The 15,542-nt window shown below is 60.8% G+C and carries 14 protein-coding genes and 1 pseudogene; 6 read left to right on the top strand and 9 right to left on the bottom strand.

The features are described from left to right. Nucleotides 1-63 precede the first annotated feature (63 nt). Nucleotides 64-2,013, bottom strand: a complete 1,950-nt coding sequence (locus B348_RS0121420; RefSeq protein WP_017738094.1) for an LTA synthase family protein — start codon at nucleotides 2,011-2,013, stop codon at nucleotides 64-66. Between the two features lie 201 nt (nucleotides 2,014-2,214). Here B348_RS0121420 and colR point away from each other — a divergent pair, with 201 nt between their 5' ends. From colR to B348_RS0121395, 5 genes are all read left to right on the top strand, one after another. After that, complete coding sequence (gene colR, locus B348_RS0121415; RefSeq protein ID WP_026136965.1) at nucleotides 2,215-2,898, top strand: two-component system response regulator ColR; 684 nt, start codon at nucleotides 2,215-2,217, stop codon at nucleotides 2,896-2,898. After that, nucleotides 2,888-4,168, top strand: a complete 1,281-nt coding sequence (locus B348_RS0121410; RefSeq protein ID WP_017738092.1) for a HAMP domain-containing sensor histidine kinase — start codon at nucleotides 2,888-2,890, stop codon at nucleotides 4,166-4,168. Before colR ends, B348_RS0121410 begins: the two co-directional genes overlap by 11 nt. A 191-nt stretch (nucleotides 4,169-4,359) precedes the next feature. Then, complete coding sequence (locus tag B348_RS0121405; RefSeq protein WP_017738091.1) at nucleotides 4,360-5,040, top strand: class I SAM-dependent methyltransferase; 681 nt, start codon at nucleotides 4,360-4,362, stop codon at nucleotides 5,038-5,040. A gap of 4 nt (nucleotides 5,041-5,044) precedes the next feature. After that, nucleotides 5,045-5,764 (top strand): lipopolysaccharide kinase InaA family protein, encoded by a 720-nt coding sequence (locus B348_RS0121400; RefSeq protein WP_017738090.1) that lies wholly within the window; start codon nucleotides 5,045-5,047, stop codon nucleotides 5,762-5,764. Beyond that, on the top strand, nucleotides 5,761-5,988 hold the full coding sequence (locus B348_RS0121395) for a hypothetical protein (protein ID WP_017738089.1): 228 nt from the start codon (nucleotides 5,761-5,763) through the stop codon (nucleotides 5,986-5,988). The genes B348_RS0121400 and B348_RS0121395 overlap by 4 nt, the downstream gene beginning before the upstream one ends. A 191-nt stretch (nucleotides 5,989-6,179) precedes the next feature. Here B348_RS0121395 and B348_RS1000000131625 read toward each other — a convergent pair whose 3' ends face one another. From B348_RS1000000131625 to B348_RS0121380, 4 genes are all read right to left on the bottom strand, one after another. Continuing rightward, nucleotides 6,180-7,352, bottom strand: coding sequence for a hypothetical protein (locus tag B348_RS1000000131625; RefSeq protein WP_157356540.1), 1,173 nt, complete (start codon nucleotides 7,350-7,352; stop codon nucleotides 6,180-6,182). Nucleotides 7,353-7,619: 267 nt separating this feature from the next. Continuing rightward, entirely contained in the window at nucleotides 7,620-8,717 is a 1,098-nt protein-coding gene (locus B348_RS0121390; RefSeq protein WP_026136964.1) for a DUF1513 domain-containing protein, read from the bottom strand. Between the two features lie 2 nt (nucleotides 8,718-8,719). Further along, the gene (locus B348_RS0121385) at nucleotides 8,720-9,784 is read right to left on the bottom strand and encodes an imelysin family protein (RefSeq protein ID WP_017738087.1); all 1,065 of its coding nucleotides are present in this window, start codon (nucleotides 9,782-9,784) and stop codon (nucleotides 8,720-8,722) included. A gap of 30 nt (nucleotides 9,785-9,814) precedes the next feature. Further along, the gene (locus B348_RS0121380) at nucleotides 9,815-11,242 is read right to left on the bottom strand and encodes a di-heme oxidoredictase family protein (protein WP_017738086.1); all 1,428 of its coding nucleotides are present in this window, start codon (nucleotides 11,240-11,242) and stop codon (nucleotides 9,815-9,817) included. Nucleotides 11,243-11,381: 139 nt separating this feature from the next. Between B348_RS0121380 and B348_RS0121375 the strand changes: the two genes are divergently transcribed. After that, on the top strand, nucleotides 11,382-11,945 hold the full coding sequence (locus B348_RS0121375) for an NAD(P)H nitroreductase (RefSeq protein WP_017738085.1): 564 nt from the start codon (nucleotides 11,382-11,384) through the stop codon (nucleotides 11,943-11,945). Nucleotides 11,946-12,084: 139 nt separating this feature from the next. Here B348_RS0121375 and B348_RS1000000132265 read toward each other — a convergent pair whose 3' ends face one another. From B348_RS1000000132265 to B348_RS0121360, 4 genes and pseudogenes are all read right to left on the bottom strand, one after another. Next, nucleotides 12,085-12,840: a methyl-accepting chemotaxis protein gene (locus tag B348_RS1000000132265; protein ID WP_371105908.1), complete on the bottom strand. Its 756-nt coding sequence runs from the start codon at nucleotides 12,838-12,840 to the stop codon at nucleotides 12,085-12,087. Nucleotides 12,841-12,942: 102 nt separating this feature from the next. Beyond that, a pseudogene (locus B348_RS1000000132260) lies at nucleotides 12,943-14,082 on the bottom strand (HAMP domain-containing protein); the annotation flags it as partial. A 277-nt stretch (nucleotides 14,083-14,359) separates the two neighbouring features. Continuing rightward, nucleotides 14,360-14,761, bottom strand: coding sequence for a YbaN family protein (locus B348_RS0121365; protein ID WP_017738083.1), 402 nt, complete (start codon nucleotides 14,759-14,761; stop codon nucleotides 14,360-14,362). Nucleotides 14,762-14,919: 158 nt separating this feature from the next. After that, nucleotides 14,920-15,528, bottom strand: coding sequence for a biliverdin-producing heme oxygenase (locus tag B348_RS0121360; protein WP_017738082.1), 609 nt, complete (start codon nucleotides 15,526-15,528; stop codon nucleotides 14,920-14,922). Nucleotides 15,529-15,542 lie beyond the last annotated feature (14 nt).

The following is a 15,542-nucleotide window of genomic DNA, read 5'->3' as shown; positions in this document are numbered from 1 at the left end:
CAGTAGAACCGAGGTGATGCTATCGCAGGCAAGCCAGCTCCCACGCAAGCCAGCCCCCGTGCCTTAGCGTGTGCTCAACTGCGGGCTCGCCTCCTTGGCCCCCTTCCAGCTCAACAACTGCTGCTTGAACCCATAACTGGCACCCTGGTAATAGGCAATCGCCCGCTGAATCAACGGATCATCACTGCCCACCCGCAACTCCTGGCTTTCACCCAGCGCCTGGTCATGACGACGCAAGCCCAGGCGTGGGCTGAGAATCGCCAGGTCCTTGCCGTCAAACAAGCCCAGGTGTTGATAGTTGCCGACTACCACGCGTGGCGGCAGTGGGTTGTCTTGCAACAGGTTGCGGCCGAAAAACGTCGATTCGTAGCTCAGGTTGATCAACCCCAGCAACGTCGGCGCCAGGTCGATCTGGCTGGCCAGTTGCGCGCTTTCCCGGGCATCGATCAGCTTTGGCGCATAGACGAACAGCGGGATCTGGTAGTTGCTGATGGGCAGGTCTTCCTTGCCAGCGCTGCCAGCGGTGTGGTCGGCCACAAACACGAATATCGTGTTATCGAACCAGGGTTTCTGGCGCGCAGCGGCGAGGAACTCACCGATGGCGTGGTCGGTGTACTTCACCGCACCGTCGCGGCCGTTGCCGGATTTGATGTCGATGCGCCCGTCCGGGTAGGTGTAGGGGCGATGGTTGGAGGTGGTCATCAGTTGCAGCAAGAACGGCTGCTGCTTGGCGTAGTCGGCATCCGCCAGTTTCAGGGTTTGTTTGTAGAGGTCTTCGTCGGCCATGCCCCAGGCGTTTTTAAACGAGATTTCCGCTTCTGGCACGCTGCTCTGGTCCACGACCCGATAACCGTTGCCGCTGAAAAACGCGTTCATGTTGTCGAAGTAACCACGTCCGCCATAGACGAACACACTGTCGTAGCCGACGGCGCTGAGTTGCTGGCCGAGGCTGGCGAAACCGCTTTCACGGCCAATGCGCTTGACGATGGAGCGGCCGGGCGTCGGCGGGATCGCCAGGGTAATCGCCTCCAACCCACGGTCGGTGCGCGTGCCGCTGGCATAGAAGTTGTTGAAGTACAGGCTTTGCTTGCGCAGCGCATCGAGGTTGGGCGTGAGGTTGCGCTCATCGCCGTTGCTGCCCATGTACTTGGCGCTGAAGCTTTCGATGGTCACCAGCACAATGTTGGGTTTGCGCAACGTGCCGGGGTTGTCGATGGCGCGGCGGATATCCAGCGGGTCCTTGCCGATAAAGCGCGCGTTGGGTTCGCTGAGCTCGGCCCGCAGCTGCTTGGCGACCACGTCGGTGGGCAGGGTTTTGTAGAACTGCGGATAGTCCAGTTCGTTGTTACGGAAGGCGGCGAAAAACTGATACGGGCCGTTGCTGGCCAGTTCGTTGTTGTAGGCATTACCGCCCTGGGTGCGTGGGCTGTCCTGGCTGATCAGTTGCATGCTGAGGCCGGTGATGACCAACAAACCCAACGCATTCAACAGCCGCCTACGCAGCGGTGGCAGTGGCGCGTTCATCGCCGCGTTGAAGGGTTTGCGCAGGAGCAGGCTCAACACAATCGCCAGCATCGCCAGCAGGCTGAGCAGCTTGCCGATGGGGTAGGACTCCAGCAGGTTGTTCAACACCTCGTCGGAGTACACCAGGTAATCGACGGCGATAAAGTTGAAGCGCACGCCGAACTCATCCCAGAACAACCATTCGGCGACCGAGGTAAACAGCATCGCGAACAGGCTGACCGTGAGCACCGCTTGCAGAAACCAGCGATGGCCCCGGCGATGCCACAACGCAGGCGGGCAGAGCAGCAGGTACAACCCCAGCGGCAGGGCGGCATAGGCGAGGAAACCCAGGTCGTACAGCAGGCCCACGCCAAATACCGGCAGCAGGTTGCCACTGACTTCGTCCAGGTGACTGATGAGCAACACGCCACGCGTGAGCAGGAAAACGGCGAGCCAGGCACCGGTTACCAACAGCAAATAGCGCATAGGCGCGGTTTTCAGAAAGCCCATATGTATTTTCCTAAGATCAATGGGCGGGGATCTTCGGCCTGACGCTGTAGTCAGTTTGTGAAGCTATAGTGAAAATCTCGTTCAACTGAAATATCGGTTGAAAACCTTTATCGATGGGCCTTGCAGGTCTATCCCTGAGCCACACTTGGCCTTAAGCTGCGCGAGCCAACACGGCCGTTACCGCGTACGGAGACACTGCCCATGCGAATTCTATTGGTTGAAGACAACCGCGATATTCTGGCCAACCTGGCTGATTACCTGGGGCTCAAAGGCTACACCGTGGACTGTGCGCAGGACGGTTTGTCGGGCCTGCACCTGGCCGCCACCGAGCATTACGACCTGATCGTGCTCGACATCATGCTGCCCGGCATCGATGGCTACACCCTGTGCAAGCGCCTGCGCGAAGACGCACGCCGCGACACGCCGGTGATCATGCTCACCGCCCGCGACCAACTGGATGACCGGCTGCAGGGCTTCAAGTCCGGCGCCGATGACTACTTGCTCAAACCCTTCGCCCTCTCGGAATTGGCCGCACGCATCGAAGCCGTGCTGCGCCGCGCCCAGGGTGGCGGGCGCCGTGCCCTGCAAGTGGCTGACCTGAGCTACGACCTCGATACCCTGGAAGTCACCCGCGAAGGGCGCCTGCTCAAGCTCAACCCGGTCGGCCTGAAATTGCTGGCGGTGCTGATGCAGAAAAGCCCCCACGTCCTGCGCCGCGAAATCCTCGAAGAAGCCCTGTGGGGCGATGATTGCCCGGACAGCGACAGCCTGCGCAGCCACGTCCACCAATTGCGCCAAGTGATCGACAAGCCGTTCGCCAAGCCGTTGCTGCAAACGGTGCACGGCGTCGGTTATCGCCTGGCCGAGGGGCGTGATGGAGTTTAAGCAAAGCCTTGCCCAACGGATCATCATCGCCTTTGCCTTGATGAGTGCGTTGGTGGCGGGGGCCTTCGCCATGGGCATCGTCGCCACCGTGCACCTGGTGGAAGAGAAACTGATCTCGGCGGGCCTCGGCGGTGACTTGCAACGCCTGCTGCTGATGGACAGCGTCGAGGACTGGAACCACCGCCCCGAGCCTGACCAGCTGTTTTATTTCAGCGGCGGCCCTGGGGATTTCGAGTTGCCCAAGGATCTGCGACACCTGGAACCGGGCTTCCATGAAGTGTTCCGTGAGGCGTTGTCGTACCACGCCATGGTCGAAGTGGTGGATGGCCGGCGCTACGTGCTGCTGCAGGATCAAAGCGATTTCGAAGAACGTGAGCGCGTGCTGTTCGCCGTGGTGCTGGTGGGTTTTGTGCTCAGCCTGGCACTGGCGGTGTTCCTCGGTTGGGTGCTGGCGCGCAAAGTGATGGCGCCGGTGGTGCGCCTGGCCCGTCAGGTGCGCCACCGCGACCAGCTGCTCGGCCTGGCACCGCCCCTGGCGCCGGACTACGCCGCCGATGAAGTAGGCGAACTGGCCGTGGCGTTCGACGCCACCCTGGGACGCCTGCGCCAGGCGCTGTCCCGCGAGCAGTTGTTCACCAGTGATGTGAGCCACGAATTGCGCACGCCGTTGATGGTCCTGGCCAGCTCCTGCGAACTGCTGTTGGAAAACCCGGCCATCGACCAGCGCGGGCGCAACCAGGTGGAACGCATCGCCCGCGCCTGCGAAGAAATGCGCGAGCTGGTGCAGACCTTCCTCATGCTCGCCCGCGCCCAGCATGACGATGGCAGCATGTCGCCCCAGGTCACGCTGGAGCAGGTGGCGGACGATTTGCTCAACATCTGGCGCGAGCCGATCGAACGTAAAGGCCTGGAACTGATCTATCAGCCCGGCAACCCGCTGGATACGCGCTACAACGCGACGTTCCTGCACGCGGTCATGGGCAACCTGCTGCGCAATGCCCTGCACTACACCGAGCACGGTTTTATCCGCCTGACCCTGGAACCGGAAGGTTTCGTGGTGGAGGACTCAGGCGTGGGCATCCCCGAAGACAAGCGCGAAGCCATGTTCGAGCCCTTCGTACGTGGCAGCGAGAAGCGCGGCGAAGGCCTGGGCCTGGGCCTGTCGCTGGTGCAAAGGATCTGTGAGAACCAGGGCTGGAGCGTCAGCCTGAGCACCATGGAACCCAACGGCTGCCGCTTTCACGTCGAGCTGAGCCAGGTCAAGTCCTGAGGCCCCGGCTTGCCGCTATGCTGCGGCAAGCTGGCGCTGATTTTCGGAGAAGATGGCGACATGCTACTGAATGTGTCCGTAAAGTATTGAAATGTATGGGATTAGACAGGACAAGTTTTTCACAAAGAGTTGACCGGATGATCACAGTTGGGTGCTTAAGGTTGTAGGCATCAGCTACTGGAGATCCGTTGATGACTTCCCCGATCAAGCTCGAATTTTCCGATAAGTACGACGATCAGCACGCCCAGGAATATTTGCTCAAGCACAAGGACAATCTGGCGCGCCGGCTGTCCCACAAACGCGATGAGCAATTGGCCCGTGGTGCGTTGGCCATGGCCGGCGAGCCTGGCCTGGTGCTGGACCTGCCGTGCGGCGCGGGGCGCTTCTGGCCGCTGTTGGCCGAAAAGCCCAACCGCGTGATCATCGGCGCGGACAATTCCGCGTCGATGTTGAAGGTCGCGATGGCCGCTCAACCCGCCGATGTGGTGAAACGGGTACGGCCCTTGCAGACATCTGCCTTTGATATCGATCTGCCGGATAACTCGGTGGACAGCATTTTCTGCATGCGCCTGTTGCACCACATTGGTGACCCGGCGCACCGGGTGGCGATATTGCGTGAGTTTCAGCGTGTTACACGCGACAGCGTGATTCTTTCGCTGTGGGTCGATGGTAATTTCAAGGCTTGGAAACGTAAGCGTCTCGAAGAAAAACGTCGTGGCAAAGGTGAGCAGGACGGTTACCAAAATCGCTTTGTGTTACCAGCTGCTACTGTTGAAGACGAATTCGAGCAGGCTGGGTTCCGCGTTCAGGAATCTCTGGACTTCATGCCGCTCTATGCCATGTGGCGAGTGTATGTATTGAGAAAGAGGTAACAGGATGGCAGTTGAGTGCGTAGCAGGCAGTCACGTAGCGCCCGAAGAAAAATTCGATTTTTTCTGGCGCCAGCAGGGCGAGTGGGTCGAGGAACCCAATCGTCGGCGTGGCGGTGAAAGTGGTGTGCAAAGGGTGACCGGCCCCAATGGCCACCTGCTCTACAGCAAGCGCCAGACCGGGCATATCTACCGCAGCTGGCTGCATCCCTTCGGTCGCCCGACCGTGCTGCGCGAGCGTGACGCCCTCAAGGGCCTGCGCGCGCTTGATGTGCGGGTGCCCGACCTGGTGTTTTGCGAGGCGCGTCGCGACCCTGAGCACCAATGGAAAGCACTGTTGGTGACGGCGGCCCTGGACGGTTTCGATGAAATCGAAAACTGGTACGCCGCCGGTGGCCGCGAACAGTACGGCGAGGTGGTCCACGAGCGTGTGCTCAAGGAGTTGGCCGGGACATTGGTGCGCATGCACAAGGGCCGCTGGCAGCACGGTTGCCTGTATGCCAAGCACGTTTTTATACGCGTCACCGGTACAGGCGACTCGGCCAACGTCGACATTGCCTTGCTGGATTTCGAGAAATGTCGGCAACGGCTGACCGCCTATCGCGCGGCTTCCCATGACATGCAGCAACTGCGACGCCATTCGTCGTGGAGCAGCGCCGACTGGAACAAACTCAGCTACTTTTACGAGACGGCGTTTGGCAGCGCTATCAAGGGTTTAACCAGATGAAGCTAGAAATAGCACGAGGTTTGTTCCTGGTGGGGGCGATGGGCGTTGCAGCGCTGGCCCTGGCCGCATGGGAACAACCTCGCACACAAGTCCTCAGTGCCGTGCAAGGCAGTGCGCAGTGCTTGCTGCCGCGCGTTGCCAAGGCGAGTACGGCGGTCAAGCCTGATCATGAGTTGCTGTTGTTTATGTTTGGCATGTCTCAAGGGATGAGGCCACAAAGTTGATAAGTTTAAAGCCGAAATGAAAAGGCCTCGTGTTGCGAGGCCTTTTTTTTGGTTTTGCAAGGTGGCACAACGTAGCCGTTACAGTGTTTTTAAGATGCAGCCTTAAAGCTTGTACACGTGGTCGAAGCGGTTTATATGGCAGGCACTCCAGTGGTTTTGTCATGAAGCGCTTGCGTCAGGTTTGGTTTCTTCTAGATAGTCACTTTGTAATTGTTTTCATGCTGTTTCAGATCGTTACCTCCAGGGTAAGCGTTTTTTGTTTCCTTGGAGTATTCGGATTTGTCAGCGGGCAGGACTGAATAGGATCCTTCGGTCACAGCGCGATAAAGGATGGCCGCCTCACTGCCTGGGAAAATCGAAGTCTCGTCAAAGGGAGGAGGAAGTGGGGACTGGAATTCACCATCAATCTTTCCGTTGTTTCTGTATTTATATCGAGGTTCGCTCCCTTCCATTAAGGCTATACGGGCATGTTCGGTTGTTACAGAGTCAGTGTAGTGGAGCAGGCGTACCAGATTGTAAGCGGCATCCGCGCGACTATTTGAATCCGGATTGTTAGGGGTGAAGTCGCCTACCAGTTTTGTTAACGCTTCATCCGAAATAGAACTGGGTCGGCTATTTACAATCTCAAGATTCTCTTTGAGTACTTGCTCTGCTGATCGCTTGTCTCCCACGGGTCTTCCAGTAGGGCCAGTGGGCGCAACGTCAGTGTTGAGTTCTGTGCGTTCGGTATCAGTGTGACTGGTTACGGGCGTTGTTGCTGGAGGTGCTTGGGTTTTTTCACTGTCCGTGTTGTATTGGGTTGTATCGTCTTTTGCATTGTTGTTTGAGGCAAGTGCTGGGTCTTCAAGCACCGAATAACCGTTAAGGCGAAAGTTGTTGAATAGTTCATAATTTGTGTTTTTTACTGGATGATGTCGTCCGGGAGAATGGCCATCAGTCAACGGTTTTCCAGGGCCGCTTGACTTGCTGTGCGTGCCTGATGTGATGTAGCTGATTACTTGCGAGAGATTGTACATCGCATCTGCCCGATCCTTTGTGTTGTGATTGTCAGTCGAAAAATCACCCACTTTTTGGTAGAGCGGTTTCAAGTAGTTTTTCGAGATCCTGTTGGAAGTAAAACTCAACAGTTCAGGATCGCTTTTGGCGATTTCATCCGCACTACGGTTGTCTCCCCATGGACGTCCAGTGGCGTGGGATGGAGGCGAGGCGAGTATGTGTTGAGTGTTTGCGAGCGTATTGGGTCTGCCGGTGCCTGACGCTCCTCCTGGAGAATAGTCAGCGGTGGGTGAAAACCGGTACGGTGCTTCTGTGGCAGGCGATGTAAGTGCTTGAGAGAAAGCACTGAGAGTTATACGGTCGATCATTTATTACTCCAGGCTCGTGTGAAGGTTAAGTTCACGTAGCTAAGTGGTAAATGATCTGGATTCGTTCCAAGGAGTGCGAGAGTCCCTATGGCGAGTAGCGTCTATTTCCAGAAGTCTTGACGAACTCGACTTAGGTTCAGATGTTTCTGAGCTGTCTCACTCTTGCACTCACCTCCTTTATATCAAGCAAGCGCGACAGCAAATCGCTGTCGCTGACCCTGGCATCCGACCTGTGCCTTTCGGTTTAAGGTGAGGAGCCGCTTGCCGTCAGACCAGATGCAGATGGTTATCCCACAGCCCTGCCGGCAATTCCAACGGTGTTGCCACCAACGGTGTTTGGCGGCAGTCGTAGAAACGGCAACGGCCCTGGCCGGACGTCACGACAAACCCATCGGCCACCGCGCCCACGCCGGCACAGTCCGGCAGCGGCCCGTCCAGGCGCAGCTCAGCGCTGTCCATGTCCCAGATAAAGAAGCGATTGCCCCGCGGCGCGGTCAACGCCACCAGGCGCAACTCGCTGTGCACGGCGACGCTGGCGGTGTAATGCCCCATGGCCTGCCACTGCTCATCGGCCACCGGGAACGCCACGAACGGCTGCCCTGGCCGCTTGATCGCGAGCAACTCGGAACGCTCCTGGGACGGCCCCATGAACTGCTGCCCGGTGAGGATCGTGCCATCGCTGGCGATGCCCATGTGGCGCACGCTGTTCATCTGTTGGCCGAGGGTTTCCTTGCTGATCAACGTGCCGTCGCGGTGCATCAGCACCAGGCTGGGTTCCATGGCGTTGAGGTTCATCTCGACGCGGCTTTCGGCTTCGGTGCGAATGCCGCCGTTGGCCACCACCAGGGTTTCACCGTCGGGCATCCATGACACCTGATGCGGGCCGATGCCGTGGGTGGAAATCTCGCCGCTGTGCACCAGCCGCTCGCCTTCAAACGTGTACACACCGAGCAAACCACGGCCGGGGTCGGACGTGTCGTTCTCGGTGGTGTACAGCCAGTCGCCGCTCTTGTGAATGACCGCGTGGCCATAGAAGTGGCGATTGGCCTTGGAGGTGATGGTTTGCAGCAGCGTGCCGTCGCGCAAGTCGATCAGGTAACTCTCGGTCCCCGGGCGACGGGCGACAAACAGCGCAATCGGCAGCGTCGGGTGGTTGATGATGTCGTGGCAGCGCTGGCCGACCTGGGTGGCAAACACCTGCTTGCCGTCCAGGCGAAACCCGACGGCATAGTGCTTGCCGTCGCCATCATCCCGCGCCGACAACAGCAGCGGGCCCTTGTCCTTTTGCTTGAACAGCGTCCAGCCACCCAATGTAAGGGCGCTGAGCAGCACACTGCCAACGGCCAAAGCCTGTCGCCTGAGCATCATCAGTCACCGTCGTTGGCGTTAAAGCCCAGTTGGATGCCCAGCGCCTTGGCCAGCTCGCCTTCGTGCAGGCGGTGGACGACGTTGAGGCTGTCATAGAGGTCGTTGAGCTGTTGGCGGCCGGCATCGTCGCCCAACAGTTCGTTGAGGGTGCGCTGGTTGCTGGCGAACAGTTTCAGCGACGCGGCGTAGGCGGCGTCGATCTTGTCGGCCAACGCCTTCTGATCAGAGGGCAGCAGGCCACGCAGGCCTTTGTTGTCGACACCGACCCATACGGTCTGGGCGGCGGCGAGACTGGCTTCGAGGCTTTGCAGGGACGACTGGCTGCGCCAGGCATCGGCCTGGAACGGCTGCGGGATGCCCTTGGTCTGGCGACCCATCGGCGTGCCGAGTTTTTTCTTCAGGGTATCCAGTGCGGTCACCTGGACGCGCAGCAGATCGGCAATGGCTTCGTGGGAATCGGCGTAGCGCTGGTTCGGAAACTTGCTCATCTGCGCGAGCATGCCGTCGGTGCTGTTCCAGCTCGCCAGGATCTCTTCGGCCAAGGCCTTCTGGCGGTCACCGATGGCGACCAGCAGCGGGCAGTAGCGGGCTTTCTGTGCTTCGTCGGCGATGTCGGTCTTGGCGTCGTAGAGGATGTATTCGTAAGCCGACAGGCCCTGCACCACCACGCTGGATTTGGCCAGTGCGGCGCCATCGATCTGCGGCTGGGCGGTGACCAACTGTTCAACCTGGCGGCCGACGAGGTTTTTCTTGTCCGGCCAGAACTGCACCTGCCACGAACGGTTGCCCTCGGCCAGCGGGCCGATCAGCAGCGGTTGCAACTCGGCCCAGGCCTTTTGCGCGTGGAGGAAGTCCGCGCGGGCGGTGTCCAGGCTTTCCTTGCCCTGGCAGTAGGCCAGGGCGCTGACGGCCAGTTGGCGGTCCGCTTCGACCCAACGGCTGTAGGTCGGCAGAATCACTTGCTTGGCGATGGCCGCCGAGGTCACCGCTTGCGGGTCTTGCGGCGAGCAGGCGCCCAGGGCGAGGGCGGCGAGGCTGGTGAACAACAACTTGGGACGGAACATGTAAAGCTCCCTTCGGTAATTGGGCGAAGCTTATAAAGAATTCAGGAACGCCAGCAACGCAGCGCGCTGTTCGGCATTAAAGGACAACACATGCTGCTGCGCCGCTTGTGCTTCACCGCCGTGCCACAGCACGGCCTCCAGCAGGTTGCGGGCGCGGCCGTCATGCAAAAACTGGGTGTGGCCACTCACGGTCTGGGTCAGGCCGATGCCCCACAGCGGCGCGGTGCGCCAGTCGCGGCCACCGGCCTTGAATTCGCTGCGGTTGTCGGCCAGGCCTTCGCCCATGTCGTGCAACAGCAGGTCGCTGTAGGGGCGAATCACCTGGCTGGCCAGTTCAGGTTCGGCGGCATTGGCCGCCGTGGTGAACGCGGGCTTGTGGCAGCCCTGGCAACCGGCCTGGTAGAACAGGTTCTTGCCGGCCAGCACCTCGGGCGTGTTGACGCCGCGACGGGCCGGCACGGCGAGGTTGCGTGTGTAGAACAGCACCAGGCGCAGGATGTTGTCGCTGACTTCCGGCTCGCCATCGGGGCCATTGCCATTGGGCGCGTGTTTGCAGGCGACTTGGGCATCGGTGCAGTCATCAAAGGGTCTCAGGGACGTGGTGAGGCCCATATCACCAGAAAACGCGTGAACATTTTGTTGATTGAGGTTCGGTTGCCCGGCTTTCCAGCCAAAACGTCCGAGAACCGTCTTGTGCTGGGCGTCATCCCAGACCCGATTCGCGCGGCCGACGATGGCTTCCTTGTCGGCGGTCCTGGGGTCGGTGTTGCGCAGGATATCGGCGTCGCTGATGGCTTCGAGCAAGCCCAGGCCGATCATCGGCGGGGCAATGCGCGCGGAAAAACGTGTATCGGGATGCATCGGGCCGTAGCCGAGCTGGGTGATCTGCAGGTCTGGCTTGCGCAACTCGACCACGGTGCCGTCCTTGAACGTCACGTGGACCGGCGTGTAGTCGACCCGTACCTTGCCCTCCGGCGCTACGCCGGGCACGGCCATGTCCTGTAATTGCCCGCCGTAGACCGGCTCGGGTACCACGCCCATCTGCTCGATGGCCTTGGCGTAGGCGGGACTGTCCGGGATGGACAGGCGCACCAGCATCGACACCGCATTCGCCGCATCGGGCAATGGTGGATGGCCGCGCCCGTCCTTGATATGGCAGTTCTGGCAGGCATTGGTGTTGAACAGCGGGCCCAGGCCATCACGCGCCGTGGTGGTGGACGGCGCAATCACCCAGGGGCTGCGAAAGAAGCTGTTGCCGACGCTGAAATCCAGGCGGCGCGTAGGCGACAGGTTGGCCGAGGGCAGGGAAAACGCGTTCTGGTCGCGCTTGTTCACGGTCGCCGCGCCGCCCGCCCGCGATTCACCCGGCTCGGCCTTGGTAAACCGGGGCGCGTCGTCGCAGGCAGTCAGGCTCAAGGCCAGCAGTGCAGCGGACAGGCGAAAAAGCCAACGGGACATCGAGTTTCCTGAGCGAAGGGCAAAAATAAGGTGGCAAAGTCTAACAGGGCAGGGCGTAAGGAATAAGAGCAATTATCGTTTGGTGGCCGGCGCTGCATTCCCGCTAGAATGGCCGCACATTTTTTTCTGGAGGTGGCCAATGCAGGCTCTCGACGCTTTGCTCAACCGTGTTTCCGTGCCACGCCTGCTGGAACCGGCACCGACCCAGGAACAGCGCGACGTGCTGTTCGCCGCCGCCCTGCGTGCGCCAGACCACGGCCAACTGCGCCCGTGGCGCTTCCTCACGGTGGAAGGCGCCGCCCGTGAGCAGATGGGCACGCTGTTGGCCGAGGCCGCCCGCCTGCAAGACGCCGACGCCCCGCAAGCGGTGATCGACAAGGCCCAGAACGGCCCGTTGCGTGCGCCGTTGGTGGTGGTGGTGATTGCGCGTTTGCAGGAACACTTCAAGGTGCCGAAGTCCGAGCAGTTGCTGGCGGCCGGTTGCGCGGCCCACGGTATTTTGCTGGCGGCGTATGCCCAGGGGATTGGTGCGGTGTGGCGCACGGGTGAATTGTCGTATTCGGCTCACGTCGCCAAAGGCTTGGGGCTGGCGGAAGGTGAGGAAGTGATTGGCTTCCTGTACCTGGGCACGCCGCAGAACCCGCCGCGCACGGCGGCGAAGGAAGATGTGGCGGCGTTTGTGCAGGCGTGGCCTGGTCTCTAAGGCAGCGCAGATCTGCTTTATGTGGGAGCTGGCTTGCCTGCGATAGCTGTGTATCAGTCAATGATGTGTTGCTGATGTACCGCTATCGCGGGCAAGCCCGCTCCCACAGGGGAGGCTCCATTGTTCTCGGGATTGGGATTTACACCCTGAACTGATCCATCAACGTCATCTGCTGGTTGGCCAATGCATTCAGCTGGCTGCTGATGGCCGCCGACTCGGTGGCCTGGCCGGTCAGCGTCTCGGTCACGGTGCGGATCGCCGAGACGTTGCGGTTGACCTCTTCGGCCACGGCGCTCTGCTGTTCGGCGGCGCTGGCGATTTGCAGGTTCATGTCGCTGATCACCGTTACCGCATCGCTGATCTTGCCCAGGGCCTGCACCGCCTGATGGATCTGCCCGGCATTGTTCTGGGCCTGGCTCTGGCTCGAATGCATGGTCGCCACTACGCCGCGGGTGCCGCTCTGGATGCGTTCGATCACCACGCGGATTTCCTCCACCGAATCCTGGGTGCGCTTGGCCAGGTTGCGCACTTCGTCGGCCACTACCGCAAACCCCCGACCGCTTTCGCCGGCGCGGGCCGCTTCGATGGCGGCATTGAGCGCCAGCAGGTTGGTCTGCTCGGCAATGCTGCGGATCACTTCCAGCACCGAGCCAATCTGCTCGCTGTTGACCGCCAGCGCCTCGACTTCGCCCACGGCCTTGCTGACTTCTTCGGCGAGGGTGGTGATGTCGCGGGTGCTTTGCTCGATGATCGACAGGCCTTCACGCGCCGACTGATCGGCACCCCGTGCCGCGCTGGCGGCGTTGGACGCGCTGTTGGCGACGTCATGGGCAGTGGCGCTCATCTCATTGGAGGCGGTGGCCACCTGGTCGATTTCGCGGAACTGCACCTGCATGCCTTCGCTGGTCTGGCGTGCGATGGCCGAGGACTGGTCGGCGGTGCCGCGCGCTTCGGTGATGCTTTGCTTGATCTGCGCGATGGTCGGTTGCAGCTTGTCGAGGAAGGCGTTGAAGCCGTTGGCCAATTCGCCCAGTTCGTCTTTTTTGCTATAGGCCAGGCGTTGGGTGAGGTCGCCGTCGCCGCTGGCGATGCCTTTGAGCATGGCGGCCACGTTGTTGATCGGGCGCGTCACGCCAGTGGCGGTCAGCCAGATCAGCAGCAAGCCCAGCAGGCCAGCGGCGGCGCCGACCAGCAGGGCCTTGAAGGTGCCAGCGTCCTGGGCTTTGTCGAGCAGGTTTTGCAATTTTTCCGTGTCAGCCAGCATCACCTGTTTGGGCAGCTTGATCAGCACGCCCCAGGATTTGGCGTCGGCGATCGGCTTGACCGGGTACACGGCTCGGATGGTGTCGTCCTGTTCGCGGATCGTGTGCGTGCCGTTGGCCAACAGTTGCACGATCTCCTTGCCTTCGGCGCCGAGGATGTCGACCAGGTTTTTGCCGACCCGGCCCGGCTCGCCACTGTAGGCCGCAATCAGGCCGGTGCTGGAAAGGATTTCCAGGTGGGCGGCGCCGTCGAACAATTCTTTTTGCGCAACGTCCGTGGTGGCTTGCAGGGTGTCGAGGGCGATGTCGATACCGACCACGCCGATGACGTTGCCGTCGACGATCAACGGCAGGGAGATGGTGGTCATCAGCATCGACTTGCCCGCCACTTCATCGGCGTACGGGTCCAGCAGGCAAACACTGCGGGTGTCCCGTGGGCAGGTGTACCAGATGTTGTAGGGCGTACCGCTGAGGTTGAGGCTGGTCTTGGTCAGGTCGTCCTCGACCATGATGGTGTTCAAGCCTGCGCCGCCGGCGCGGCTCCAGTAGGTGGAGAAGCGCCCTTTCTCGTTGGAGACGCGGGCCTTGTCGTCGATGAACTCGCTGTCCTTGCCATCCAGTCCGTTGGGCTCGAACGACAGCCAGATGCCCAGGGCCTTGCGGTTGCGCTCAAAGGCGGTCTTGACGCTCTGGTTGAGGGCTTCGCGCAGGGCGCCGGGCTCCAGCGAGCGTTGGCTGGCGAGGGCGCGCAGGTCTTTGACCTGGTCGGCGAGGGCGGTCACCACCAGCAGGTTTTCGCCAAAGGTTTTCTGCAGTTGCACCGCTTGTTCGGCGGCCTTGGCCTGCAACAAGTCCTGCACGCTGTCGGTGAGCATTCGCGAGCTTGAGTCGCGGACCAGATGGTTGTTCTGATCGGCTTCGTACAGGTTGACGCCGACGACCAGGGCAATCACGCCCAACAGGCAAAGGCCGGACAACAGGACGATTTTCAGGCGGATGGAGAGGGTGTCGAACATAGGTTCACTCGCGAATGGACTTATTGGTATGCGAAGCACGGCCAAGTCCATTCGGCGCTATGTCTTGGGCATCGGCGCAGAGGGGCGTTTCATGAGAGGGAGGCGATGAGTGGTAGGAAGTGTCCTACACGCAGCGTTATGCGGGCCGTGCGAGCCGCTCTGGGCGCGACCAGATCCACAGGTTGCCCAGGCTCATTCCGGCAATTGCCAGGTAGATCGGCCAGCCGTGATCGAGCATCACCAGCATCAGCCCGGCGCAGAGCAGCATGCTTACGGTGGCGCTGACCTTGGCCCGGCGGGCGATGATCTTGCCGTTGCGCCAGTTGAACAGGATCGGCCCGAACAAACGGTGGTTTTCCAGCCAGGCGCTGAGACGCGGTGAGCTTTTGGTGGCGGCCCAGGCGGCAAGCAGGATGAATTCGGTGGTGGGCAAACCCGGTATGACAATCGCCACCAAGCCAATGCCCAGGCTGACGTAGGCCAGCAGGCCGAAGAGGACCCGGGCGATTTTCGAGGTGGATTGGGTTTTGCCGGTCATGGGGGTATCACAGGAATTCAATATGAAATCAGACCTGAATGTGGGAGCGGGCTTGCCCGCGATTGCGGTGTATCAGTGGTGAATGTATTCACTGGCACACCGCAATCGCAGGCAAGCCAGCTCCCACACTAGCCTGCTCCCACATTTTTATCGAAAGGTCAGGCCAGTTCAGGGGCGCTAGCGTACGCCTGTTCCAGCAGCACGGTGAAGCGTACAAACGCATCCACGGCACCTTTTTCCACAGCAGCTTCTTCTTCAGCGCTGAACTCCAGGCCATCGAGGGTGCGGGTGAAGCTCTTCCAGCCTTCAGCACGACCACCGGCCGGCTCGCCCAGGTGACGGGCACCGAAGGTTTCGCTCAGGCCCAGGCCCACGGCGCGCTTGATCAGGAACGCGGCGCCCAGCTTGGAACCTTCGGACACGAACAGCCAGCCCAGGGCTTCGGCCTTGCTCGGGCTGTTCACCGCACCGGCAACGGGCGCCGGCACGTCGGTGTCGAGGTCGGCCAGGTCCAGCTTGGCGGCGTCGGCGCGGCAGCGTGCGGCCAGGTCCGGGACGATCTTGATCAGTTCGGCATCGGTGTACAGGGCCACCAGTTCCGACTGGAACAGGTATTGCGCCACCACAAAGCGGGCAAAGTTGGCTTGGGTTTCGAACGGCGCGTGGGCTTTGACGAGGGCGTCGAGCTTGGTGTGCGGCTCGTTGGTGATCTGGTTCAGGCGCTGGGAGCGCAGGCTTGGGCGTTCTGCGGTAGAGGTAGCGGTCATGAAAAAAGTCCTTG

The sequence above is a fragment of the Pseudomonas sp. CBZ-4 genome (assembly GCF_000346755.1).
GTDB lineage: Bacteria > Pseudomonadota > Gammaproteobacteria > Pseudomonadales > Pseudomonadaceae > Aquipseudomonas.
Note: the sequence above shows the minus strand (reverse complement) of the source record. Positions and strands in the feature narration are given on the sequence as shown.

What these genes read in the sequence shown, in the direction of transcription:
- B348_RS0121420 (WP_017738094.1), bottom strand. Translation starts at nt 2,013, where the DNA reads ATGGGCTTTCTGAAAACCGCGCCTATGCGCTATTTGCTGTTGGTAACC.
- B348_RS0121405 (WP_017738091.1), top strand. Translation starts at nt 4,360, where the DNA reads ATGACTTCCCCGATCAAGCTCGAATTTTCCGATAAGTACGACGATCAG.
- B348_RS0121400 (WP_017738090.1), top strand. Translation starts at nt 5,045, where the DNA reads ATGGCAGTTGAGTGCGTAGCAGGCAGTCACGTAGCGCCCGAAGAAAAA.
- B348_RS1000000132265 (WP_371105908.1), bottom strand. Translation starts at nt 12,840, where the DNA reads ATGCAGGTGCAGTTCCGCGAAATCGACCAGGTGGCCACCGCCTCCAAT.
- colR (WP_026136965.1), top strand. Translation starts at nt 2,215, where the DNA reads ATGCGAATTCTATTGGTTGAAGACAACCGCGATATTCTGGCCAACCTG.
- B348_RS0121410 (WP_017738092.1), top strand. Translation starts at nt 2,888, where the DNA reads ATGGAGTTTAAGCAAAGCCTTGCCCAACGGATCATCATCGCCTTTGCC.
- B348_RS0121380 (WP_017738086.1), bottom strand. Translation starts at nt 11,242, where the DNA reads ATGTCCCGTTGGCTTTTTCGCCTGTCCGCTGCACTGCTGGCCTTGAGC.
- B348_RS0121390 (WP_026136964.1), bottom strand. Translation starts at nt 8,717, where the DNA reads ATGCTCAGGCGACAGGCTTTGGCCGTTGGCAGTGTGCTGCTCAGCGCC.
- B348_RS0121365 (WP_017738083.1), bottom strand. Translation starts at nt 14,761, where the DNA reads ATGACCGGCAAAACCCAATCCACCTCGAAAATCGCCCGGGTCCTCTTC.
- B348_RS0121395 (WP_017738089.1), top strand. Translation starts at nt 5,761, where the DNA reads ATGAAGCTAGAAATAGCACGAGGTTTGTTCCTGGTGGGGGCGATGGGC.
- B348_RS0121385 (WP_017738087.1), bottom strand. Translation starts at nt 9,784, where the DNA reads ATGTTCCGTCCCAAGTTGTTGTTCACCAGCCTCGCCGCCCTCGCCCTG.
- B348_RS0121375 (WP_017738085.1), top strand. Translation starts at nt 11,382, where the DNA reads ATGCAGGCTCTCGACGCTTTGCTCAACCGTGTTTCCGTGCCACGCCTG.
- B348_RS1000000131625 (WP_157356540.1), bottom strand. Translation starts at nt 7,352, where the DNA reads ATGATCGACCGTATAACTCTCAGTGCTTTCTCTCAAGCACTTACATCG.
- B348_RS0121360 (WP_017738082.1), bottom strand. Translation starts at nt 15,528, where the DNA reads ATGACCGCTACCTCTACCGCAGAACGCCCAAGCCTGCGCTCCCAGCGC.